We start from the raw sequence: 20,872 nt of genomic DNA, 5'->3' as shown, positions 1-20,872 counted from the left end.
TAGCGAAACCACAATTGATGTAACCTAGGGTCACCGGCTAATCAAACAGCCCGGCATCCCTTAGTTTGTCAATTTCAGTCTGGCTATAGCCTAATCTTTCCATTATTTGTGCACCCTGCTCACCACACCGAGGAGCAGGCTGTATCGGTTGTTGCTCAAATCCGAGGGCCGAATCGACCTGCCGCTCACCACTCGGTTGTGTGACGATCATATGGCGGGCAACAAACTGGGGGTGTTCGGCGGCTTCAGACACCGTTAAGACCGGCTCGACACAGATATCTTGGTCGGCCAGTTCTTCACACCAGGTTTCGAGGTCCTGCTTGGCAAACTTTTGCTGTAATAAAGTTTTCAGCTGACGATCTTCTAAAGGCGGGTTCTCTTGAATATTCAATGCTCTCGCCAGCCGCTGACGAAACTGCGGCTCTAAGCTACCCACCGACAGGTAACGATCATCGGCGGTACGGTAATAATCATAAACGCCACCGCCATTGAGAAAGTTACTCTCGGGCTGTGGGTCCGGCGCGCCATTTAGCGCAGCGGGTATCATTAATGCTTGTAACGCGAGGGTGTTATCCGCCATCGAGATATCCAGATAGCAACCTTCACCACTACTTTGCCGACCAATCACCGCCGCCAATACTGAAATCACAGCGGGATGCGATCCGGCCGCCACATCCGCTACCTGCAACCCCATCGGGGCAGGGCCACTTGCCTTACGCCCCATATGGCTGGCCGCACCCGACAACGCCAGATAGTTAAGATCGTGGCCCGCTTTGTCGCGGTAGGGACCCGTTTGACCATAACCTGTGATAGAACAGTAAATCAGCCGTGGGTTAACCTGCTTTAGGGTGTAGTAATCCAATCCCAAACGCGCCATCACCCCCGGGCGAAACTGTTCAATTAAAATATCGTATTCCGCCACCAACTGACTGATCAGTCCAACCGCCTCCGGATGTTTCAAATTCAACGCAAGAGATTGTTTGCCCCGGTTAAGGTAGCTAAAGGCAGCCGACTGGCCATCGATCAACGGTTTCATATTGCGCACCAGATCATGCCGAGAAGCCGACTCAACCCGCAACACCTCAGCACCTAAATCCGCTAACATCATGGTTGCATAAGGGCCGGGCAACAACGTTGACAGATCGAGTACTTTTAGACCTTTCAAGGGTTCTTTCAAGGGTAGATCCTCAGCTAGCAGCGTTAAGAATTTCGCGCGCGATGATCAACCTTTGAACTTCGCTGGTGCCCTCATAGATTGAGGTAATCCGAACATCCCGACTCAGCCGCTCTAACGGATATTCCTGCATATAGCCGTAACCACCGAGTAGCTGTAAGGCGGTGTAACAAGCCTGATTAGCCTTTTCACTGGCAAACAGCTTGGCCATCGATGCTTCTTTAGCAAAGCACTGGCCCCGTTGTTTGCGATCCGCGGCGCTCATCAACAAAAGGCGCGCCGCTTCAAGTTCCGTCATCCGGTCGGCAATCATCCATTGCAACCCTTGGAAATCAGCAATCGGCTTACCAAACTGCTGACGCTCTTTGGTGTAGGCAATGGCGTAATCCATCGCCGCTAAACCAACCCCCAGTGCCAATGAACCAACCCCGATACGACCACCGGCAAGCTCACTCACGGCGATGCGAAAGCCATCATTCAGCTTACCAAGAATGGCTGAGTCGGGAACTTCACACTGATCAAAATGGACTTCATTGGTGGCTGAACCGTGCTGCCCCATTTTTTTCTCGGCAGCACCGACGGTAATACCGGCAGCATCGGCGGGCACCAAAAAGCAGGTGATCCCTTTGCCTTTTCTCGCCTCAGGATCAGTCACGGCCCAGACCACGAAGACACCGGCAAATTCGGCACTGGTGATCCATTGTTTAGTGCCGGAAATAGACCAGCCAGTATCCGTTTTGACGGCTTTGGTGCGCATCGAAGCCGGGTCAGAGCCTGCTCCCGCTTCCGTTAAACAGAAGCTGCCACTGAGGTATTCACCACTACAAATCTTCGGCAAGTAATGTTGTTTCTGTTCTTCATTGCCCACCACCTGAATAACCTCAGCCACCATATTGGTAACGGACATGGTCACGGCCGTTGATGCACAGGCTCGAGCGATCTCTGTCACCGCTAGACTGAAGGCAACCGCACCCGCTTCTGTTCCGCCGTAGTCGGCATCGATATTCAGGCCCATAAAGCCCAGCTCGGCAAGTTCACGGCAATGGCCGGTAAGAATACTACGATCTTTGGTTTGGTCGAGTTGCTCAGCGGTCGGCGCCAATTCACTTTCCGCATAGCGGCGAGCGGCGTCCTGAATCATTTGTTGTTCTTCGGTGAGATTCAGATCCATCGGAAATTCCTAGTTTTTATTATCTAAGCTTGGCAAGTGCCAAAGCATAATTAGGGTATACCCCTAAGTATATACCCTAAAAACAGTAAAGTCGTAAACAGTAAATAAATTTTTTTACCCTGCACCCACAAGGAATCTCGACTGGAAACTGCCCTAGATCATAAAAATATCGCGATAACATCAGCTTTCTTCTGAGTTTAATTGCCCTGTCCGTTTTACCTGTTAGAATCCGCCCCGTCACAAAACCACGCAATCTGTACCTAAGAATGATGAATAACAAAAAAAACAATAAAATACTGATCAGTGCCTGCCTACTAGGTAGTAAAGTCCGTTACGACGGCAAAGATAATCTCATCGACAGCCCACTCATCCAACGACTACGGGATGAAGGACGTTTAGTTCCGGTCTGCCCTGAAATCGAAGGCGGCCTAAGCACCCCTCGAGCGCCTGCAGAAATCCAAGATAAATTTCCGCTACGTATCACCAATATCGATGATGAAGATGTTACCCCACAGTTTTTGAGCGGCGCAGAAAAAACCCTCGAAATCGCCCTACGAGAAGGCTGCTGTTGCGCCCTCATGAAGTCCCGCAGTCCCTCCTGTGGCAATCATGAAGTCTATGATGGTCATTTCAACAATACGATTAAGCCTGGCTCCGGTGTGACCGCCGATGAGCTTATGCGTAAAGGCTTTCCGGTATACAATGAACGGCAACTCGATCAGCTGACCGAATTTATGGCGCTGCAGGACCGCTAAGCCCGGTTTCGCTCGCCTTTACAGCTGATTAGCCTTGCCCGGCAAGGCAATCAACCGCCGTTCAGCTACAGGAGACCCGTCTATGATCACAGACGAGCTGGCAAATCTGTCACAGCTTTATACCCTCATTATCGATTTCTTTGTTAACTACAGTTTTCAGGTTATCGGCGCCATCATCATCTTGATTATTGGCCTCATCGTGGCGCGCTGGGTGGGTAAATTAGTACTCAACATCTGCCTACGCCACAATGTCGATGTCACTCTCAGCAACTTTATCAGCAGCACTATTAAGCTACTGCTTATCGCTATGGTGGCGATTATCTGTCTCGGTAAGTTTGGTATCAGTGTCGCCCCCTTTATCGCGGCGATTGGTGCTATTTCACTGAGTATCGGTTTGGCACTGCAAGGGGTTTTCTCAAACTACGGCGCGGGCTTTACCATTATCTTGACCCGCCCTTTTGTCGTGGGTAATACCCTACGCTGCAACAATGTCTGCGGTGTCGTAGAAGAGATCCGTTTGGCCTATACCCAGCTGTCGACCGAAGATGGCGAGATCATTACCATCCCCAATAAACATATCGTTGGCGAGGTACTGATTAACTCGTTTGAAAATACCATTGTCGAGGCCAGCATCGGCATCAGCTACTCGGCTAATTCAGACCAAGCCATCGCATTAATTCAAGCGCAATTGCAAGCCAACCAAGGGATCGTGAAAGAACCGGCCCCACAGGTGGGGATCGCCAACTTCGGCGATTCGGGTGTCGATATTGCTTATCGCTACTGGGTGCCAACGAAACAACTATTTGAACTTCAGTTTCAAATTAATGGCGCTGTTTACAAAGCCTTCAATGATGCAGGCATTGAGATTCCATTCCCACAACGGGAAGTGACCCTCAAGCAGGCTGAAACCCTCAAACCTTAGAAGATTACGGGTAACCTGCTATCTAATCCTTTGATTAATAAGAAATGGGTATAAGCTATCACTTATACCCATTTCAAAAACATTCTAGTCATTCTTTGGCCAGGATGGCGATGTTAACTTAGCTGTCAGCGCAGCAACAATCGAGGCTAATAGTTAAGTATCCATTTCGAATCATTAAGTGCCAATTTGGTTTCGTGAAAGCACGCTATCCTGGTTTGATGAAAAACGATAGCAAGTTAGCGAGTTATTCACGCTAGCCAACATCACAGGAATTGATCAAATACTTAGAGCGTAGGGCAAGTCCGCCTGCACCCAGAGAAATCATGATGCAGACGGTGAGATAAGAGAACTGTTAGGCCAAATTTTGATCATTCTGTTTGAGTCAGCGAATTAAGTAAAACTCGGGCACTTAAGCATAGACTCCTTAGCGGAAGATTGGCCGTAGTAGTTGAGCACGGGTAACACTCAATATCTTGCTGACCAAGTCACCACATCAGGCAGCGACTGCGCCCTGAGATAGGGCACATTATGCTGAAGTTAAGCGCTTGAGCTCAAAACTTATCCAGCATCTCTGGACGGAAATCATCATTAGTCACGTTCACCCCATACTTCTCCATGGTCAGTTGCAGCTCTCTCATCGACTTGTGCAACTCTTCCATCGTAAGGGTATTGTTATCAAGGTTATACAGCTGCTCTGAGCCATTATAGCTCCAATGCATGATAACCATCGCATCGCGGTCGCCGGCTTCAACCGCTTCTTTGAGTTTTTTCTGCTTGCGATAAATTTTGTTAAGCATCTGTTTAAGATCCCAAACATAGCTCACCTCATGCATATACTCATGGTCGCGGTGGTGACGAAGTAACGCTACCACCACAATACCGCCGATCACTACGCCGGCCACGTTAAGCCAAAAATTATTACCGTCGGCATTGCCCATGACTTGGATTAAGAGGCTAGACACCGCTAACGCAATCACCGCCAGAATGATCACTACGCCAATCATAATCTGCTTATAATGCTTACTGTAACGTTCTTTGTTGATCTCTTTAAGCTGCATCGTTTTTCCCCTGTAACATCAGCGGCCGATTATAGAGCCTCCGGCGGTCAAAGGAACCTGTGCAATATCAGTATTTAGGTTTTTATATTGAATAGTTTCGCTGCCCCCTTGTTCCAAACGCCTCCCCCCCCTAAAATGCTTGCTCTTAAAGTTTCGGATATCAGGTATAAAAATCTATGCGCGCCAGTCAATTTCTGATTGCAACACTGAAAGAAACCCCTTCTGATGCAGAAGTTATCAGCCACCAGCTGATGCTTCGCTCGGGCATGGTCCGTCGAGTCGCGGCAGGGCTGTACAACTGGCTTCCGACGGGGCTGCGTACCCTGCGCAAAGTTGAACGCATTGTTCGTGAAGAGATGGACAAATCCGGCGCACAGGAAGTCCTAATGCCATCGATTCAGCCCGCTGAACTGTGGCAGGAATCTGGCCGCTGGGAAAAATACGGCCCAGAACTGCTGCGTTTGCATGACCGTCATAACCGTGAATTCTGTGTTGGCCCAACCCATGAAGAGGTAATCACTGATCTGGTGCGCAACGAGATTCACAGCTATAAGCAGTTGCCCGCTAACTTCTATCAGGTACAAACAAAGTTCCGTGATGAAGTTCGCCCGCGCTTTGGCATTATGCGCTCCCGTGAATTCATCATGAAAGACGCCTACTCGTTCCACTGCAACTTAGAGTCTCTGCAACAGACCTATGATCTGATGCACCAGACCTACTGCAAAATCTTTGACCGTATCGGGCTGGATTACCGCCCTGTACTCGCCGATAACGGTTCTATTGGTGGTAATTCATCCCATGAATTCCATGTACTGGCTGACTCGGGCGAAGACGATATCGCCTTTTCCGATAGCAGTGATTTTGCCGCAAATATTGAAAAAGCCGAGGCCATTGCCCCAGCCGGTGAACGTGCAGCGCCCACTGAAGAGATGAGATTGGTAGACACGCCCGACGCCAAAACCATCGCCCAGCTGGTTGAGCTGCATAATTTACCGATTGAAAAAACCATCAAGACACTGTTTGTGAACGCATCCGATGAATGCGATGCCGACTTTGTCGCATTGCTGGTGCGCGGTGACCATGACCTCAACGAAATTAAAGCCGAAAAACTACCGCAAGTTGCCGTACCGCTAGAAATGGCCGATGAAGAGGCGATCAAAGCACTTATCGGTGCAGGCCCGGGCTCCCTCGGCCCTGTTAACCTGCCGACCCCTTGCATCGTAGACCGTACCGTTGCACAGATGTCTGACTTCGGTGCCGGTGCCAATATTGAAGGCAAACATTATTTCGGCGTCAACTGGGAGCGTGATGTCGCGCTACCTGAAGTGGCCGACCTGCGGAATGTTGTCGAAGGCGACCCTAGCCCTTGCGGTAAAGGTAATATCGTGATTAAACGCGGTATAGAAGTGGGCCATATTTTCCAACTTGGACAACAGTATGCTGCAGCGCTGAATGCCAACGTCCTAGATGAGAATGGCAAAACCGTCACCATGGATATGGGTTGTTACGGTATTGGGGTTTCCCGCGTGGTTGCTGCGGCGATTGAGCAGAACTATGACGACCGCGGCATTATCTGGCCTGAAGCGATTGCACCCTTTAGCATCGCACTGGTTGCTCTTAAGTATGAAAAATCGGAAGCGGTTCGTAACCAAGCTGATGCGCTGTATGAAACACTGACGGCGGCAGGCTATGACGTGATTCTAGATGACCGTCCTAAGGTTAGCCCTGGCGCTAAGATGGCCGATATGGAGTTGATGGGCATTCCTCATCGTATCGTGATCTCTGATCGCGGTCTTGAAGCAGGCACCGTGGAGTATAAATACCGCCGCGCTGCTGATAAGCAAGAGATTCAACTGGCTGAACTCGAGGCGTTTATGCGCTCAACCTTCACACAGTAAAATCTTTCGAGGCTTATTTCATCTAAGCCCTCGATAATCGAAGCAGGCCTCGCGCCTGCTTTTTTTCGCCTGAAATAACCCGCCCACCGCCATATTGGCACTCATCCACGGGTTATTCTCCTCAAGAGAACGGGAACAACAGCACGAAAAACGGGTCTATCACACAGTATTACTGAATACCTTGCCTGTGGGCTGGAAATCCCCAGCAAAGCCAAGCATTATTAACGCCATAAGATTCAGCCCTTGCTCATCAGCGCCTAGCTGAATCGTCTTACACTCTGAGAGGAATTCACTCGCTATGTTTATTGCCATGAACCGTTTCCGTATTAAACTGGGCCACGAACAGGACTTTATCGATATCTGGAAAAACCGCGATAGCCACCTCGAATCAGTGCCGGGCTTCATCTCCTTCAACCTATTGCAGGGCGATACCACCGAAGAGTACACGCTGATGTCATCCCATGCTGTCTGGCAGGACAAGGCAGCATTTGATGGCTGGCTAAAACCCGATGCTTTCAAAAAAGCCCATGCTAACGCCGGTGGCCGCAAAGATATCTATATGGGCCCACCACAATTTGAAGGTTTTGAAACGGTTATTTAAAAACCGCTATAATCCACGTTTAAACCGCTGTAGGAATCTGTTTGTGCGACTGATTATGACACTGCTGTTACTGGCATGGAGTTTATCGCTATCGGCGGCAACGCAAGAAATCGATCCCGAACTGCGGGAAGAGTTGAAACAGGCGTTTGCTGATAGCAGCAGCTTTGAAGACCGCTTTGCTGCTGAGGTTTGGTTAACGGATATGTCCGGCCGTATCAAACGCTATGTCGACAGTGATCGGGAACGCATCGAGATTCTCAGAACCGTACACGCCGAAGCAGACCGGGTGCAACTGCCACCAGCGCTATTGCTCGGCGTCATCCACACAGAGAGCCGCTTCAATCGTTTTGCCGTATCGGTCGTTGGCGCACAGGGGCTGATGCAGGTTATGCCTTTCTGGAAAAAAGAGATTGGCCGCAACGACGACAACCTTACCAATATCAAAACCAATCTTCGCTACGGTGCCACTATTTTGAAACACTACCTCAAGCGCTCCAAAGGCAACCTAACCGAAGCCTTAGCCCGTTATAACGGCAGCTATGGTAAAGTTTGGTATCCCGAAAAAGTGTATCGCAGCCAACGCCGCTATGAAGATTAAGTAGACTAACCCTAGCAGCCCAAAAACAACTTATGTCAATAATGGCTTGTAAGGTTATCTAGGGTTTTAAAGGATCACGAACTCGATAAACTCCTCAGGTGCTTCAACCCGTGAGCTTGTCACTTCGGCAACCGTTGCTAACGCCGGGCCAATACTGAGCCAAGCCTCCAACTGCATGACCCCATGCTCATGACCACGGGCCATCACTTCGACCCGCCCATCGTCCAGATTACGTACCCAGCCCGTTAAACCATGCGCTTGAGCTTTTTCCAATGTAGACTTGCGAAACCAAACCCCTTGCACTCGGCCACTGACGAACGCATGTAAGCATTGTCCCATAAAGAATCCTCTTATCGTTGATCAATCATTTCACACACCCTATTTAACGCTAGCCGTTGAGCGATGGTTCAGCACCGGGCTTAACCTGAGCGTCTGACGGCGCGATAAAAAGCTGTTCTAAGGTCAAACTCAACTGTTGTTGGCGCACCTCGCTGAGCTGCTGTAAACGCTGGTCTAACTGCTGTTGCCAATAACGGGTCGACTCAACAGAAGAGCGCTCCGGTAACGGCCATGGCAGTAGTTTGTTTAATTGCTCCAGCGTAAAGCTTCCCATATCACGGGCGAGGATATAGCCCCCACGATCGGTTCGGCTAATCACCGAAGCATCCAAGAGAATAACATTGTAATGATCCCACTCATTCTGCTCTAAGCCTTCAACCTGTTGCAACAGCTGCCGGTCGGACAGCGACTTACCCGACTGCTGAGCCTGCCATAAACGCTGCAACACCGCCACCAGCGTATGTAGGTGGGACAGATGTTTACCCTTACGGTGGTCTCGATAGACACTCAATGCCCGACTTAACTCTGCGCCTAACAGAATGATCGTCCAAGAGATAAATATCCACGCCAGAAATAACGGCACAGCAGCGAAAGCGCCATAGATCAACTCATAAGACGGAAATTGAGTAACAAACAGCGCAAACGCGCGCTTAGCTGTCTCAAACAGTATCGCCACCACTAACCCACCGATCACCGCATTGCGCAGCGGTACCTTACAATTAGGCACCGCCGCATAGAGCAGCGTAAAGGCGGCAGCCGACATCACCAAAGGCAAGGCCGATAATAACCGCGCTCGACCGACTAACTCCGTTGCACTGGTAAACAGCGATAACGAAGCGATATAGGAACTCACCAACAAACCCAAGCCGATCAGAATCGGCCCAAGGCTCAAGACGGCCCAGTACAGTAGAAAGCTCGACATCCCTTTACGCGGCTCGCTCACTCGCCAGATGCGGTTAAACGCGCCCTCAATATTTTTCATCATCATGATCGACGTGACGAATAGGAACACTAAGCCCACCGCCGTTAACTTACTGGCCTGAGCGGCGAAATCAGAAAGATACTCTTGTACGACCGCGCCGGTCGCAGGGACAAAATTTTCAAAAATCCAACCCTGTAATTGCTCACCGGCCCCCTGAAAGGAAGGGATCGCGGCTAACATCGCATAGGACACTGTCATCAAAGGCACAACCGCAAACAGAGTGGTATAGGTGAGCGCCGACGCGTTCAACATGCCTTTATTGCGGATAAATTGACGAGCAAGATACAGCAAAAAATGCCCAATGCCCCGCAGAGTCAACAGATGATTGCCCTTCATAACGATCCCGTAACGATGAATTAAAGCGATATAATACCCTGCCGCTCTTTAGGCTGGTAGCTAAGCTGTATACAATATCGCACTTACATCAAAATCTGTCGTTACGAACAGGATCAGTACTATGTCTGTTGAAATTTATCACAACCCTCGCTGCTCAAAATCCCGCGCTACATTGGCGCTATTAGAGGAGCATAACGTTACCCCCCAAGTGCGCCTTTATCTTGAAAATCCACCGACCGCGGCCGAGCTGACCGATGTCATTACTCAACTCGGTATCAGCCCTCGCGAGCTACTGCGTAAAGGTGAAGCGGAATACAAAGAAAACAACCTTAGCGATACGAGCCTAACGGATGCTCAGTTAGCCGACCTGATGGTTCAGTTTCCGCGTCTAATTGAACGCCCTATCGTTATTACCAAAGGGCAGGCCCGCATCGGTCGCCCACCTGAGTCTGTACTGGAGATTCTGTAAGTGTCGCAACCTTACGTCCTCGTACTCTATTACAGTCGCCACGGTGCTACCCGCGCCATGGCGAATCTGATCGCTAGAGGCATCGAACAGAGCGGTATAGAAGCTCGCCTGCGGACTGTCCCGGCGATCTCAGCAAACTGTGAAGCCACCGAGGACAGCATCCCCGAGAATGGCGATCTGTATTGCAGCGAAGCCGATCTTGCTCACTGTTGCGGCCTCGCACTCGGTAGCCCTACCCGCTTTGGCAACATGGCCGCGCCGCTGAAATACTTTATCGATTCAACCAGCAACCTTTGGTTAAATGGCGCCCTAATTGATAAACCCGCCGCACTATTTAGCTCCAGCTCCAGCCTACATGGCGGCCAAGAAAGCACCCTGTTAAGCATGATGTTACCTTTAATGCATCACGGCATGGTGATCTGCGGTTTGCCCTACAGCGAATCAGGATTGCTCAGTACCACCAGCGGCGGCACCCCTTACGGAGCTACCCATCTGGCTGGACAACAGAGCGATCGAGCTGTCGATGACACCGAAACCGCACTCTGTCTGGCACAGGGAAAACGACTTGGGCGATTAGCGCTTCAGTTATCAGCTTAAAATCTCAGGATTAAAGATGCAGCAAACACTCGCAAAAAAAGTGACTATCAGCCGGGCCGTGACACTGTTCAGCTATTTTGGTCTGATTCTCTTGCTCACCGCTTGGCACCTGATCATTGCGCCACCCGAAAACGCCAACCCTTATAGTATCTGGGCCTTCCAGACAGTGCCGTTGCTACTGTTCTATCCGGTTATTCTGAAGAAACATCTACGCGGGCATATCTGGTTATGTTTCTTTATTACGGTGTACTTCATGCATTCGGTGACCATCGCTATGTCCGCCCATAGCAGCGCTATTCTCGGCTTAGCCGAAACACTGCTGGTCGCGGCACTGTTTATTGGCGCTATGATGTTTGCCCGCTGGCAGAGCCAGTTAAACAAACGGTTAAATAACCCTGAACAAAACCGGTAACGGGAAGCTCGCGTGGATCTCAAGTCAGTCAGAAAACAGTTCCCGGCGCTGCAACAGCAGATAAACAGCCAGCCACTGGTATACCTCGATAATGCTGCCACTAGTCAGAAGCCCGAGGCCGTTATCCGCGCCGTGGAACAGTTTTATCGGCAACAAAATGCCAACGTTCACCGGGGCGCTCACCAACTGAGCGAACAAGCCACCCGCTTGTTTGAAGCGGCGCGCACAGAGGTCAAAGCCTTTATCAATGCCGCCGCTGAGCAGGAGATTATCTGGACCCGAGGCACCACGGAGGGGATCAATTTGATAGCGCAAAGCTATGCCCGTCCGTTACTGCAACCGGGTGATGAGATTCTCCTGACCGAATTGGAACACCACGCTAATATCGTCCCCTGGCAGATCGTGGCAGAACAAACCGGCGCAGTGATCAAGGTCGTGCCGATTCACGATAATGGCGACCTTAACCTGCCACGTTTTGCCGAGCTACTTAATGAGCGAACACGCATATTCAGTCTTACTCACATATCCAATGCCCTAGGCACGATCACCCCGGTTGCCGGGCTAATCCGCCAAGCGAAGAGCATCGGTGCCACCGTGATTGTGGATGGCGCCCAGGCGGTATCTCATCTCGAGATCGATGTACAACGGCTCGGCTGTGACTTTTATCTATTTTCCGGTCATAAACTGTTTGGCCCAACCGGTATCGGTGTTCTCTATGGACGCCAAGCGCTGCTAGAGGCGATGCCTCCTTGGCAAAGCGGGGGCGAGATGATCCGTAAGGTGTCATTTTCGGGCACTGAATACAACGATCTACCGTTTAAGTTTGAAGCCGGCACACCCAATATCAGCGGCGCATTGGGATTAGCAGAAGCGATTCGTTTTCTCAATCGCCTGGATCGTAAAGCCCTAGCGCATCATGAGCGGGCGCTGATGAGCAAAGCGGTTGAGTTATGCTCAGCGATTCCCGGCTTTACCCGCATCGGTAACCCCACCGCCTGTGCATCGATTTTGTCATTTCAGTTGATCAGCCACCATCAACAGGATGTCGGCCTGATGCTGGACCAACAAGGTATTGCGGTACGTACCGGCCATCACTGTGCGATGCCCTTGATGGAACGACTTGGTCTACCGGGCACCGTCCGCGCCTCGTTCGCGTTTTATAATAGTATTGAAGATGTTGAACGCTTTGCCAAAGCCCTGAGCCTAATCGCCCAAGGCGGCTCGTTTTCAACCGCTGATACGGCGCCCACTCAATCCGTTTTTGATAGCTCCCCTTTTGGTCGAGAAGTGAATGACCGTGATATTCTGGCCAAACTGACACCCTTAAAAAACTGGAATGATCGTTATCGGGAGATCATGCTACTTGGCAAGCGCCTACCATCATTCACCGCGACGATGAAAAGCGATACGCCGCGCATTAACGGTTGTGAAAGTGATGCCTGGGTCATGGTCGAAAAAGACGCTGACGGCGCACTCTGGTTTGCCGCCGACTCGGATGCCCGCATTATTCGCGGATTAATCGCCTTAGTTCTTGCTGCGCTAAACGGTCGACAAGCACAAGAGATTCTGGACTTTGATATTGATGGTTACTTTGAACAACTACAGCTAAGCCGACATCTTAGCCCTTCTAGGGGCAACGGTTTGAAAGCGATTATTGAAGTGGTCAAACACCACGCTCATGATGCCCTCAACGAGAGCCCAGTTTAACAAAGGTATGTCTTGATAGGGAGTAAAGCAGAACAGCAAGCGGATGACGCGCTACCGGCTTATGATTTAAAACCGGCAGTCTAACTTATCGTATCGGCGCTAATCATAATCAAGTCGCGCCCATCATCTTTGGCATCATAGAGCGCATCATCTGCCGCTTTAACCAGCCCATCAAGGTTCGATGAGTTATGGGGGAAGCAGGATACCCCAGCACTAAAGGTATACTGGATTTCCTGTGATTCATCCTCTAGCACAACCGGATTGTCACGAAGTGTTGATTTAAATTGCATCAGTAGCTGGACAGCACTATCAATGCCGGTATTGGGCAGCAACAAGAGAAACTCTTCACCACCCCAACGCATCAGCGAGTCCGAACGACGCAACACACCGTTGATCAAGGTTACAAAATGCTTTAGCGCTGCATCACCGGCCAAATGACCATAGGCATCATTAATATTTTTAAAGTGATCAAGGTCGATCAAACAGATTGTTAGTTGCTGCTGATAACGCACCGCATAACTCAGCTGCTTAGAAAAATGAATATAACCTGCTCGACGATTCAATAACCCGGTAAGGTGATCATGACTCGCTTGGGAGCGCAGCATCTCTTCTAGTTGCTTACTTCGAGTAATGTCGTGACACATCCCGACAACGCGTACCGCCTTGCCATCAGCATCACGTTCGCATACACGCCCCCGGTCCCTCACCCAAATATAGCTACCATCTCGCCGCTTAAGCTGATATTCCGCTTCGTAGCTGTCGGTATCACCGTCGATATGCGCCCCTAAGGTCGCCATCACCCGCTCGCGATCTGCTTCATGCACCGAGGAGATCCATGTTTCAACGCAGGGTTCCATCTCATGGGGCAGATAGCCTTGCAAGCGTTTCAATTGCGGCGAGAAAAACACCTCATTTGTCTGGGTATTCCAATCCCACAGGCCATCTGAGGCCTCATTAAGGGCATAGGTGAGCCGTGCATCCTTGGTGCGAAATTCTTCGCGCTGAGAGGAAGTGCGATCCAAGTTGCGAGCAATCGAGAGGAATAGTTCTTGGCCTTCAAACTCTATCACCGAGGTATACACCTCGACGGGAAAGAAGGTTCCTTGCTGATGGAAATGACGGCCGATAAAGGTAAACGCTTGAGGTCGGGCAGCATAGATCAATGCAGAAATCTGCGCCCAATGCTCCTCATTTTCAACGCCATGCTGCAGTGAGATAACACTGTGTTGTAAGAGCTGCTCGCGACTCATGCCCAAATCTTGCCAAGCACAGGTATTCGCATCAAGAATGCGGGAGGTTTGCGGCTCTAATACATAGATCGCATCGCTACAGCCTTCAAAGATAGCTTTATAGAATCCTTCCGAAAAGCATGCTGACATAGTAATAAAGCCAAATAGTTATTGATGAAACGATCTAGACACTCTGTTCGACAAGCTAAAAATCAATCAGAAAAGACAGCGCATGCCATCTGCTATCGTCAATTAAATGAATTATAGCACCTTTTGTTCACGCGCCGCCCGCTCAAGCATTTTCTGCAGTACTCGGGAGACCGCCACAAAACCAAAGGTCGCGGTGACACAAGTTGAGGCACCAAAACCACCACTGCAATCTAACCGCGTATTGCCATCAGCCACTGTTTTCATCTGACAGACACTGCCGTCGGGCTGCGGGTAGACCAGTTGCTCAGTAGAATAGACACAATCAACCGCAAACCGCCGACCGCTTTTACTGAAGTTATAATAACGACGCAATAAGGAGCGGGTTTTCGCCGCCAGAGGATCATGATGAGTTTTACTCAGATCGGCAATATTGATCTGGGTAGGGTCCGTTTGTCCGCCCGCACCACCCACGGTAATCACCGGAATTTTACTACGTTTACAGTGAGCAATCAGTGCCGCTTTCTCTTTAACACTGTCAATACAATCAATTACGTAATCGAACTGTTTACCGATTAAGGTTGAAATATTATCTAAGGTGATAAAATCATCGACCACCTCAACCTGACAATCTGGATTAATCAGCCGAATTCGCTCCGCCATTGCCTCGGTTTTAGGCTCACCGATAGTGGTGTTCAATGTATGGATCTGACGATTGGTATTGGTAATACAGATATCGTCGAGATCAATCAATGTGATATGGCCAATGGCTGAGCGGGCTAATGCCTCTGCCGCCCACGAGCCCACACCACCGATACCGATGACACAGATACTGGCCTTCTGAAACAGCTCGACCCCGGCTACACCGTAGAGTCGCTGGGTACCACCAAATCGCTGTTGAAAGGTATCAGACATAAATAAAATGCACCCTAAAAGTCATCTTCCGTCAGCTCCGTTATAACAGCATCACCACAATGGCAACAATCACCCTCGATAAACACAATACCCTTGAGCAGATATTCCCGCGGATTAATCATTCCCAAATTAACCGCCTGGCAGCTATCACACCAAGTTTGTTGCAAAAATGCTTGCTGCTCTTCCTCACTGCGGGCACTGAAATCCCGCTCGATTCGTTCTTCTTGCATAGGAGTACCCTTACTAACGGTCTGGTTTCGCGTCATTCTGACAACTTATGATGATGTTGGCCATGCGAGGTTGCCTGGCGGCACCCATGTTTCTAACTGCTGTTTTACCGACGGTTGAAGAAAAAGCTCCCCCACAGTCGGATCACAGCGATATTCACAACGCTGCCCCTGCCAATCGAAAGCAATACTCCAGGCATGTAAATAACCACGATCTACCGGTGAGTCAGACACACTGTGATAACGCTGATCACCCAGAATCGCCGCACCAATACTTTTCAGTGCCACTCGCAGCTGATGCGTCTTACCGGTTAAAGGACGCAACAAAAACAAACGCATCCCGGGCTGCGGTGAACAGCTGAAAAACCGCGTGATAGCGGGGTTATTCTGTGTGGTCGTGAGCTTCCAGCTACCTCGACGGGCACGTTCCATATCGCCTTTAATCAAACCCTGCTTTTTACGGGGCTTCTGATCGGAGAGCGCAATATAATATTTTTCGACTGTTTTAGCCTGAAACTGACGGGATAGATAGGAAGCGGCTTCGCCATGACGGGCCAAGATCAGCAATCCTGAAGTCATTTTATCGAGTCGATGCACAAGATAGAGTGGGCCACAATTTAACGCTGTTGATATCTGTTGTAACAGCCCTGCCTCGGCCTGATCTCGATGTACTGAAATACCGGGGGCTTTATTGATAATGATATAATCGGGGGTCTGAGCAATCAGAGAAAAGTTAGACATCAATGGTTTTCCCAACTCAAAACAGCGACACAAAAGCCCGCAGAGAGTGGCCGTGCCAATACAGTCCGTTCAGACGACGGGTCACCCAGTGGGCTTCGGCGTTAGTGCCTTCAATGGTGAGTACCGCGACGGTCTGCTCAGACAGATCCCCGGGAACCAGCTCTAAAGCGTCCACTTCGGTGTAATGCGCTAACATTTCTTGTAACTCGTCTTCAGACACATCAGACGTAAAGCCTGCCAGAATAATTTTCATAGTGATCCAGCGTAAGGTCAGAGACCTAGAACTTGCTTAACAAAGGGAATCGTCACTTTACGTTTGGCGCTCAACGAAGCCGAATCCAGCTTATCTAACAATTTAAACAGATCGGACATGCTGCGACTGGCTCGATGGATAAGAAACCATGCAACCTCTTCACTGATGGTAAAACCACGCCCACGGGCACGTAACTGCAGAGCCTGCACTTTGCCATCATCATCAAGATTATGCACCTGAAACACCATTCCCCAACTCAAGCGGGACGCCAGATCAAGCAGGTTCAGATTTAACTGACGTGGCGCGCGATCACCCGCGACCAACAAACGATTGTTTTCAGCCCGAATACGGTTAAAAAAGTGAAACACTCCTTCTTCCCAAGCTTTGTTACCCGCAATAATTTGAATATGATCGATGCAGACTAGATCCAGATGTTCCATCCCTTCAAGGATACCCGGCCCCATATCCATCAGCTCATCTAAGGGCAGGTATACCGCCGTACGGCCCACCGGATCCGAGGCATGACAAACCGCCTGCAACAGGTGCGAACAACCGCTATCGCTATTACCCCAGATATATAAGTACTGCTCGCCTTCACCGCGGGCAGCCTGATCGAGGGTACTGCAAAGCAGCTCATTCCCCTGACAAAGGAAATTTTCAAATCGGGCATCATCCCTCAGGGTGATCCCTAGGGGTATCTGAAACGGCTCAGGACTACTCATCTATATCAATACTTATTATGGCCAGCAGCTAGGCACCGGGCCTTTACTCACATTTTAAGTTTCTGGGTTTCCAAGCTATATCGCATCAAAAACATAGGCTTAGCGTCTGTTTTCGTGGTTAGCCCGGTATTAAGATGCTCATTCACAATTGAGCACTGAATCTTAAATCTCTTGCTTCAATCCTACGACCGCTCAACAATCATAAAGTTTACTACTTTTATAACCCTGATGCAGGTGGCGAAGGAGCACCATAATAACCGCCGCAACGGGAAGTGCAATCAAAATCCCTACAAAACCGAATAGCTGGCCACCGGCCATAATGGCGAAGATAACAGCAACAGGATGCAAGCCAATACGATCCCCCACCAACAGCGGTGTCAGGACCATACCTTCCAATGCTTGACCGATAGCAAATACCACCCCCACCCAAGCTAACATAGTAATATCATTGAACTGCAACATGGCGGCGACACCCGCAGCCACAATCCCCACGATAAAGCCCATATAAGGCACAATACTGGCCACGCCGGCTAACATCCCCACCAGCAAAGCTAAATCCAAACCGACCGTCCAAAGCCCTAGCGCGTAGATAATGCCTAGCGCCAACATCACCAACAACTGACCTTTAATAAAGGCACCTAGCACCTCATCACATTCATTCGCCCAGAGGGTGACCTTTTTTTCTAGGTTACGCGGCAAGAGATAACCAATTTTCCCCATCATGACATCCCAGTCACGTAACAGATAGAACATCACTACGGGAATCAGCACTAAGTTAGCCACCCAAGCGGCCACCGCCAAACCCGATTCGCCGACACTACTAAAAACGGTTTTAACCAGACTCCCGGTTTGCTGCCAATGACCACTCATCAACGCCTGCAAACTCTGTAGATCAAAACCAGCCAATGAGATACCCGTATTTGTCTCCAACCAAGGTATCCAGACCGTTTGGATCATAGCAAACACCTGAGGCACCATTTTAATCATCACCTGCAACTGATATCCCAGCTTAGGCAATAACCAGATCACCAATAACAACAACACCGTAGTCATCACCAGAAATACCACGACCACCGACAGGGTACGGCTCAACCCGCGAGCTTCCAACCTATCGGCTAATGGATCGGTTAAATAGGCCAGTAGAGCGGCTACAACAAACGGGGATAAAATAGGTTGCAGCAAATACAGCAGCAAGGCCATCACGACCCCGAGGATAAGAAAAAACCACCGCTGTGAATCACTCATAAACATTCCCTCTTCCACTAACGGGTAGGACACGCGTTGACACCGATTTTATCAGCATGATGTGTTAGTCCTGCCAGCGGTATGAATAAACCGTTTCAGCACCGCCGGCATTTAGCCTTGGCGTTGGCGACATACGGGGATTCAGGCGGATAGCCTGTTCCAACGATGACACACCACCTTGGACCTCAACTCGAAACTGTACTCGATCAGCCTGGACTCCGCTGATCCGCAACGCCTCAACCGGAGGCAACTGACGCAAATAATCCAACAACTGCAAGTAATCTTCTGTATCGGCGACATTGGTGACTTCGAGTTGCAAACCGGTTTCGACGTAATTAAAATGGACAGCACCCAATGACGCTAGCACGGTATCCGCAGTATCATCGATAACCTCTTGTAATTGATCGGACAATGCTCCCTCTGGTTTAATTGAGCGGGCGTTGCCTGCTTGCAATAACAACCATTCGGTTTGCCAACCACCAGTGTGACTCTGTGTTAACCGGCCAATCAAAATAGCATCGGGCTGGTAACGTTGCGATGCTTGCTCAATAGGCTCGCGAAAAAAGCCCCATAAGTCACTCACATCCAGTGCCGTCTGATCATTCAGATCGAATAGCGGTATATCTAAGGGAACTCCCCGCGCTTGAGCCTGCTGAGTCAACTGAGTGTAAATTTCACTTTCAGGCGCCACATAATCACGCGGGGCTGCACCACGCTGTTCGGCCAACCAAACCAAGACAACTGGGCGGGCAGACCCAACCGGGTTGAGATTGGCCTGCTGCAACAACCGCTCAACCAGCACCTGATCGAACTCCAGTAATAAACGCTGACCTAGCACCTCGCGCCCATCGCCCGCCGAGATAGGCGTCTGTGTCGCCTGATAACTAAATTGATTTAACCACGCCGAGGGCTGCTGCAAGGCACTCACCACCGCGGGTTTATTCATCACATTACTTCGCCCAGACACTTTAATAAGGACGGCTTTCAACCCCTGCTGCAGCTGCTCATCGGAAGGTTGAGCCAATTGTTCCGGCACCAGCATTTCAGCGCTATATAAACCCTTCACCATACCCGCCTGGGTTAAGGTACACAGGCCTAGCAGCATCACTAGCAGCAGACCATTACAAAGCTTACGTATCATGATTGTTCATTAGCCCCATTTGACTGTTTGATAATCAATTCAGACAGTCTGAAAAAAGTGTCTTTTTAAGCGGCATAAACTTTAACACACAATAGCCCCCTCACCATCAACCTGATAGAATACGCGTCAAATTTTTTCAATCAGTAATCAGCCCGAACAGGTTCATACAAACTATGTCTGCAACTGACCATAACACTCCTATCAGCTACAAAGACGCTGGTGTCGATATCGATGCCGGAAACGCACTGGTAGATCGCATTAAAGGCGTTGCAAAACGCACCGCCCGTCCCGAAGTTATGGGTGGCCTAGGTGGCTTTGGCGCTCTATGCGAAATCCCAGAAGGCTATAAAAAGCCTGTACTGGTATCCGGTACCGACGGTGTAGGTACTAAGTTGCGTCTAGCAATGGACCTGAAAAAGCACGATACCATCGGCATCGACCTAGTCGCCATGTGTGTTAACGACCTTATTGTTGCGGGTGCCGAACCCCTGTTCTTCCTCGACTATTATGCGACGGGCAAACTAAATATCGATATCGCCGCCGACGTTGTGACCGGTATTGGTGCGGGCTGTGAACTCGCCGGCGCAGCACTTGTCGGTGGTGAAACCGCGGAAATGCCCGGCATGTATGAAGGCGAAGATTATGATCTCGCGGGTTTCTGTGTTGGTGTTGTTGAGAAAGATGACATCATCGATGGCTCTAAAGTCAGCGTCGGCGATAAAATTATTGCCCTTCCTTCATCCGGCCCACACTCCAACGGTTATTCTCTGATCCGCAAGATCATCGAAGTCCGTGACGCCGACCTAAGCGGCACCGTCGATGGTAAGCCACTGACTGAAGCGCTGCTTGAGCCAACCCGTATCTACGTTAAGCCAGTGCTGCAATTAATCAAAAACAGCCAGGTTAATGCGCTATCCCACATTACTGGTGGCGGCTTGCTGGAAAACATTCCCCGCGTACTGCCACAAAATGCTAAAGCTGTTATTGATATTAATAGCTGGCAGATGCCGGAAGTGTTCCGTTGGATTCAAAAGCTGGGTAACGTTGATGCCCGTGAAATGTACCGCACCCTCAACTGCGGTATCGGCATGGTGATCTGCGTACCCGCGGAAACCGCAAACACTGCCCTGCAAATCCTTAAAGATGCCGGTGAAGCTCCCTTTATTGTTGGCGAAATTGCAACCGCCGCCGAGGGCGAAGAACAGGTCGATCTACTGGGCCTGGAGGCCTAAG

Annotated in this window: 24 protein-coding genes and 1 pseudogene; 11 read left to right on the top strand and 14 right to left on the bottom strand. The window is 50.0% G+C overall.

Annotated features, from left to right (window positions below; all coding sequences use genetic code 11):
* Positions 1 to 37 precede the first annotated feature (37 nt).
* Both ACN0T0_RS01180 and ACN0T0_RS01175 read right to left on the bottom strand, forming a co-directional pair.
* The gene (locus tag ACN0T0_RS01180) at positions 38 to 1,177 is read right to left on the bottom strand and encodes a CaiB/BaiF CoA transferase family protein (RefSeq protein WP_417222277.1); all 1,140 of its coding nucleotides are present in this window, start codon (positions 1,175 to 1,177) and stop codon (positions 38 to 40) included.
* A 10-nt stretch (positions 1,178 to 1,187) separates the two neighbouring features.
* The gene (locus tag ACN0T0_RS01175; RefSeq protein ID WP_417222275.1) at positions 1,188 to 2,345 is read right to left on the bottom strand and encodes an acyl-CoA dehydrogenase family protein; all 1,158 of its coding nucleotides are present in this window, start codon (positions 2,343 to 2,345) and stop codon (positions 1,188 to 1,190) included.
* A gap of 269 nt (positions 2,346 to 2,614) precedes the next feature.
* On the opposite strand from ACN0T0_RS01175, the gene ACN0T0_RS01170 reads away from it, so the two are divergent.
* From ACN0T0_RS01170 to ACN0T0_RS01160, 3 genes and pseudogenes are all read left to right on the top strand, one after another.
* Positions 2,615 to 3,100, top strand: coding sequence for a DUF523 domain-containing protein (locus ACN0T0_RS01170; protein WP_417222273.1), 486 nt, complete (start codon positions 2,615 to 2,617; stop codon positions 3,098 to 3,100).
* 82 nt (positions 3,101 to 3,182) lie between these two features.
* Positions 3,183 to 4,022 carry a mechanosensitive ion channel family protein gene (locus ACN0T0_RS01165; RefSeq protein WP_417222270.1) on the top strand — a complete coding sequence of 280 codons (840 nt, stop codon included), beginning with the start codon at positions 3,183 to 3,185 and terminating at the stop codon, positions 4,020 to 4,022.
* Between the two features lie 143 nt (positions 4,023 to 4,165).
* Positions 4,166 to 4,317, top strand: a pseudogene (locus ACN0T0_RS01160) (IS5/IS1182 family transposase); the annotation flags it as partial.
* A gap of 256 nt (positions 4,318 to 4,573) precedes the next feature.
* On the opposite strand, the gene ACN0T0_RS01155 reads toward ACN0T0_RS01160, so the two are convergent.
* Entirely contained in the window at positions 4,574 to 5,080 is a 507-nt protein-coding gene (locus ACN0T0_RS01155; RefSeq protein WP_417222267.1) for a DUF3087 family protein, read from the bottom strand.
* Between the two features lie 176 nt (positions 5,081 to 5,256).
* On the opposite strand from ACN0T0_RS01155, the gene ACN0T0_RS01150 reads away from it, so the two are divergent.
* Positions 5,257 to 6,978, top strand: coding sequence for a proline--tRNA ligase (locus tag ACN0T0_RS01150; RefSeq protein WP_417222265.1), 1,722 nt, complete (start codon positions 5,257 to 5,259; stop codon positions 6,976 to 6,978).
* 159 nt (positions 6,979 to 7,137) lie between these two features.
* Here the strand turns inward: ACN0T0_RS01150 and ACN0T0_RS01145 are convergent, their stop codons facing one another.
* The gene (locus ACN0T0_RS01145; RefSeq protein WP_417222262.1) at positions 7,138 to 7,290 is read right to left on the bottom strand and encodes a hypothetical protein; all 153 of its coding nucleotides are present in this window, start codon (positions 7,288 to 7,290) and stop codon (positions 7,138 to 7,140) included.
* Between ACN0T0_RS01145 and ACN0T0_RS01140 the strand changes: the two genes are divergently transcribed.
* Both ACN0T0_RS01140 and ACN0T0_RS01135 read left to right on the top strand, forming a co-directional pair.
* On the top strand, positions 7,277 to 7,579 hold the full coding sequence (locus ACN0T0_RS01140; protein WP_417222257.1) for an antibiotic biosynthesis monooxygenase family protein: 303 nt from the start codon (positions 7,277 to 7,279) through the stop codon (positions 7,577 to 7,579). The two genes, ACN0T0_RS01145 and ACN0T0_RS01140, sit on opposite strands and share 14 nt — an antisense overlap.
* 43 nt (positions 7,580 to 7,622) lie before the next feature.
* A complete protein-coding gene (locus ACN0T0_RS01135) occupies positions 7,623 to 8,177 on the top strand; it encodes a lytic transglycosylase domain-containing protein (RefSeq protein WP_417222254.1) in 555 nt (184 codons plus the stop codon).
* A gap of 66 nt (positions 8,178 to 8,243) precedes the next feature.
* Here ACN0T0_RS01135 and ACN0T0_RS01130 read toward each other — a convergent pair whose 3' ends face one another.
* A complete protein-coding gene (locus ACN0T0_RS01130; RefSeq protein ID WP_417222252.1) occupies positions 8,244 to 8,516 on the bottom strand; it encodes an acylphosphatase in 273 nt (90 codons plus the stop codon).
* Between the two features lie 49 nt (positions 8,517 to 8,565).
* Positions 8,566 to 9,834, bottom strand: a complete 1,269-nt coding sequence (locus ACN0T0_RS01125) for a virulence factor BrkB family protein (protein ID WP_417222249.1) — start codon at positions 9,832 to 9,834, stop codon at positions 8,566 to 8,568.
* A gap of 121 nt (positions 9,835 to 9,955) precedes the next feature.
* On the opposite strand from ACN0T0_RS01125, the gene arsC reads away from it, so the two are divergent.
* The 4 genes from arsC to ACN0T0_RS01105 are packed head-to-tail and all read left to right on the top strand — an operon-like array spanning position 9,956 to position 13,019.
* Positions 9,956 to 10,303: an arsenate reductase (glutaredoxin) gene (gene arsC, locus ACN0T0_RS01120; RefSeq protein ID WP_417222246.1), complete on the top strand. Its 348-nt coding sequence runs from the start codon at positions 9,956 to 9,958 to the stop codon at positions 10,301 to 10,303.
* Entirely contained in the window at positions 10,304 to 10,900 is a 597-nt protein-coding gene (gene wrbA, locus ACN0T0_RS01115) for an NAD(P)H:quinone oxidoreductase (RefSeq protein ID WP_417222244.1), read from the top strand.
* A gap of 16 nt (positions 10,901 to 10,916) precedes the next feature.
* Positions 10,917 to 11,312 (top strand): DUF2069 domain-containing protein, encoded by a 396-nt coding sequence (locus ACN0T0_RS01110; RefSeq protein ID WP_417222241.1) that lies wholly within the window; start codon positions 10,917 to 10,919, stop codon positions 11,310 to 11,312.
* A gap of 12 nt (positions 11,313 to 11,324) precedes the next feature.
* Positions 11,325 to 13,019, top strand: a complete 1,695-nt coding sequence (locus ACN0T0_RS01105) for a SufS family cysteine desulfurase (RefSeq protein ID WP_417222238.1) — start codon at positions 11,325 to 11,327, stop codon at positions 13,017 to 13,019.
* An 80-nt stretch (positions 13,020 to 13,099) separates the two neighbouring features.
* On the opposite strand, the gene ACN0T0_RS01100 is transcribed toward ACN0T0_RS01105, so the two are convergent.
* The 8 genes from ACN0T0_RS01100 to ACN0T0_RS01065 form a co-directional block, all read right to left on the bottom strand.
* On the bottom strand, positions 13,100 to 14,398 hold the full coding sequence (locus ACN0T0_RS01100) for a diguanylate cyclase (protein WP_417222236.1): 1,299 nt from the start codon (positions 14,396 to 14,398) through the stop codon (positions 13,100 to 13,102).
* A gap of 111 nt (positions 14,399 to 14,509) precedes the next feature.
* Entirely contained in the window at positions 14,510 to 15,310 is an 801-nt protein-coding gene (gene tcdA / locus ACN0T0_RS01095; RefSeq protein WP_417222233.1) for a tRNA cyclic N6-threonylcarbamoyladenosine(37) synthase TcdA, read from the bottom strand.
* A 14-nt stretch (positions 15,311 to 15,324) separates the two neighbouring features.
* Positions 15,325 to 15,540: a hypothetical protein gene (locus ACN0T0_RS01090; RefSeq protein ID WP_417222230.1), complete on the bottom strand. Its 216-nt coding sequence runs from the start codon at positions 15,538 to 15,540 to the stop codon at positions 15,325 to 15,327.
* Positions 15,541 to 15,585: 45 nt separating this feature from the next.
* Positions 15,586 to 16,278, bottom strand: a complete 693-nt coding sequence (locus tag ACN0T0_RS01085) for a TIGR01621 family pseudouridine synthase (RefSeq protein WP_417222228.1) — start codon at positions 16,276 to 16,278, stop codon at positions 15,586 to 15,588.
* Between the two features lie 16 nt (positions 16,279 to 16,294).
* The gene (locus ACN0T0_RS01080) at positions 16,295 to 16,531 is read right to left on the bottom strand and encodes a hypothetical protein (protein WP_417222226.1); all 237 of its coding nucleotides are present in this window, start codon (positions 16,529 to 16,531) and stop codon (positions 16,295 to 16,297) included.
* A gap of 17 nt (positions 16,532 to 16,548) precedes the next feature.
* Complete coding sequence (gene hda, locus ACN0T0_RS01075) at positions 16,549 to 17,253, bottom strand: DnaA regulatory inactivator Hda (RefSeq protein ID WP_417222224.1); 705 nt, start codon at positions 17,251 to 17,253, stop codon at positions 16,549 to 16,551.
* Between the two features lie 192 nt (positions 17,254 to 17,445).
* On the bottom strand, positions 17,446 to 18,498 hold the full coding sequence (locus tag ACN0T0_RS01070; RefSeq protein ID WP_417222222.1) for an AI-2E family transporter: 1,053 nt from the start codon (positions 18,496 to 18,498) through the stop codon (positions 17,446 to 17,448).
* Positions 18,499 to 18,562: 64 nt separating this feature from the next.
* On the bottom strand, positions 18,563 to 19,639 hold the full coding sequence (locus tag ACN0T0_RS01065) for a DUF2066 domain-containing protein (RefSeq protein ID WP_417222220.1): 1,077 nt from the start codon (positions 19,637 to 19,639) through the stop codon (positions 18,563 to 18,565).
* A gap of 173 nt (positions 19,640 to 19,812) precedes the next feature.
* Here ACN0T0_RS01065 and purM point away from each other — a divergent pair, with 173 nt between their 5' ends.
* On the top strand, positions 19,813 to 20,871 hold the full coding sequence (gene purM, locus ACN0T0_RS01060; RefSeq protein WP_417222218.1) for a phosphoribosylformylglycinamidine cyclo-ligase: 1,059 nt from the start codon (positions 19,813 to 19,815) through the stop codon (positions 20,869 to 20,871).
* The last annotated feature ends 1 nt before the right edge of the window (position 20,872 follow it).

It is taken from the genome of Amphritea sp. (genome assembly GCF_048266285.1).
In the GTDB taxonomy this organism is placed as follows: Bacteria; Pseudomonadota; Gammaproteobacteria; order Pseudomonadales; family Balneatricaceae; genus Amphritea.
The sequence above is the reverse complement of the archived record's forward strand: the minus strand, read 5'-3'. Positions and strand labels throughout refer to the sequence as shown.

Coding starts and splice junctions, on each gene's coding strand:
- ACN0T0_RS01165 (WP_417222270.1), top strand. CDS start 3,183: ATGATCACAGACGAGCTGGCAAATCTGTCACAGCTTTATACCCTCATT.
- ACN0T0_RS01140 (WP_417222257.1), top strand. CDS start 7,277: ATGTTTATTGCCATGAACCGTTTCCGTATTAAACTGGGCCACGAACAG.
- ACN0T0_RS01175 (WP_417222275.1), bottom strand. CDS start 2,345: ATGGATCTGAATCTCACCGAAGAACAACAAATGATTCAGGACGCCGCT.
- purM (WP_417222218.1), top strand. CDS start 19,813: ATGTCTGCAACTGACCATAACACTCCTATCAGCTACAAAGACGCTGGT.
- ACN0T0_RS01130 (WP_417222252.1), bottom strand. CDS start 8,516: ATGGGACAATGCTTACATGCGTTCGTCAGTGGCCGAGTGCAAGGGGTT.
- ACN0T0_RS01100 (WP_417222236.1), bottom strand. CDS start 14,398: ATGTCAGCATGCTTTTCGGAAGGATTCTATAAAGCTATCTTTGAAGGC.
- ACN0T0_RS01070 (WP_417222222.1), bottom strand. CDS start 18,498: ATGAGTGATTCACAGCGGTGGTTTTTTCTTATCCTCGGGGTCGTGATG.
- ACN0T0_RS01090 (WP_417222230.1), bottom strand. CDS start 15,540: ATGCAAGAAGAACGAATCGAGCGGGATTTCAGTGCCCGCAGTGAGGAA.
- hda (WP_417222224.1), bottom strand. CDS start 17,253: ATGAGTAGTCCTGAGCCGTTTCAGATACCCCTAGGGATCACCCTGAGG.
- ACN0T0_RS01110 (WP_417222241.1), top strand. CDS start 10,917: ATGCAGCAAACACTCGCAAAAAAAGTGACTATCAGCCGGGCCGTGACA.
- ACN0T0_RS01155 (WP_417222267.1), bottom strand. CDS start 5,080: ATGCAGCTTAAAGAGATCAACAAAGAACGTTACAGTAAGCATTATAAG.
- ACN0T0_RS01145 (WP_417222262.1), bottom strand. CDS start 7,290: ATGGCAATAAACATAGCGAGTGAATTCCTCTCAGAGTGTAAGACGATT.
- ACN0T0_RS01125 (WP_417222249.1), bottom strand. CDS start 9,834: ATGAAGGGCAATCATCTGTTGACTCTGCGGGGCATTGGGCATTTTTTG.
- ACN0T0_RS01065 (WP_417222220.1), bottom strand. CDS start 19,639: ATGATACGTAAGCTTTGTAATGGTCTGCTGCTAGTGATGCTGCTAGGC.
- tcdA (WP_417222233.1), bottom strand. CDS start 15,310: ATGTCTGATACCTTTCAACAGCGATTTGGTGGTACCCAGCGACTCTAC.
- ACN0T0_RS01080 (WP_417222226.1), bottom strand. CDS start 16,531: ATGAAAATTATTCTGGCAGGCTTTACGTCTGATGTGTCTGAAGACGAG.
- arsC (WP_417222246.1), top strand. CDS start 9,956: ATGTCTGTTGAAATTTATCACAACCCTCGCTGCTCAAAATCCCGCGCT.
- ACN0T0_RS01085 (WP_417222228.1), bottom strand. CDS start 16,278: ATGTCTAACTTTTCTCTGATTGCTCAGACCCCCGATTATATCATTATC.
- ACN0T0_RS01150 (WP_417222265.1), top strand. CDS start 5,257: ATGCGCGCCAGTCAATTTCTGATTGCAACACTGAAAGAAACCCCTTCT.
- ACN0T0_RS01170 (WP_417222273.1), top strand. CDS start 2,615: ATGAATAACAAAAAAAACAATAAAATACTGATCAGTGCCTGCCTACTA.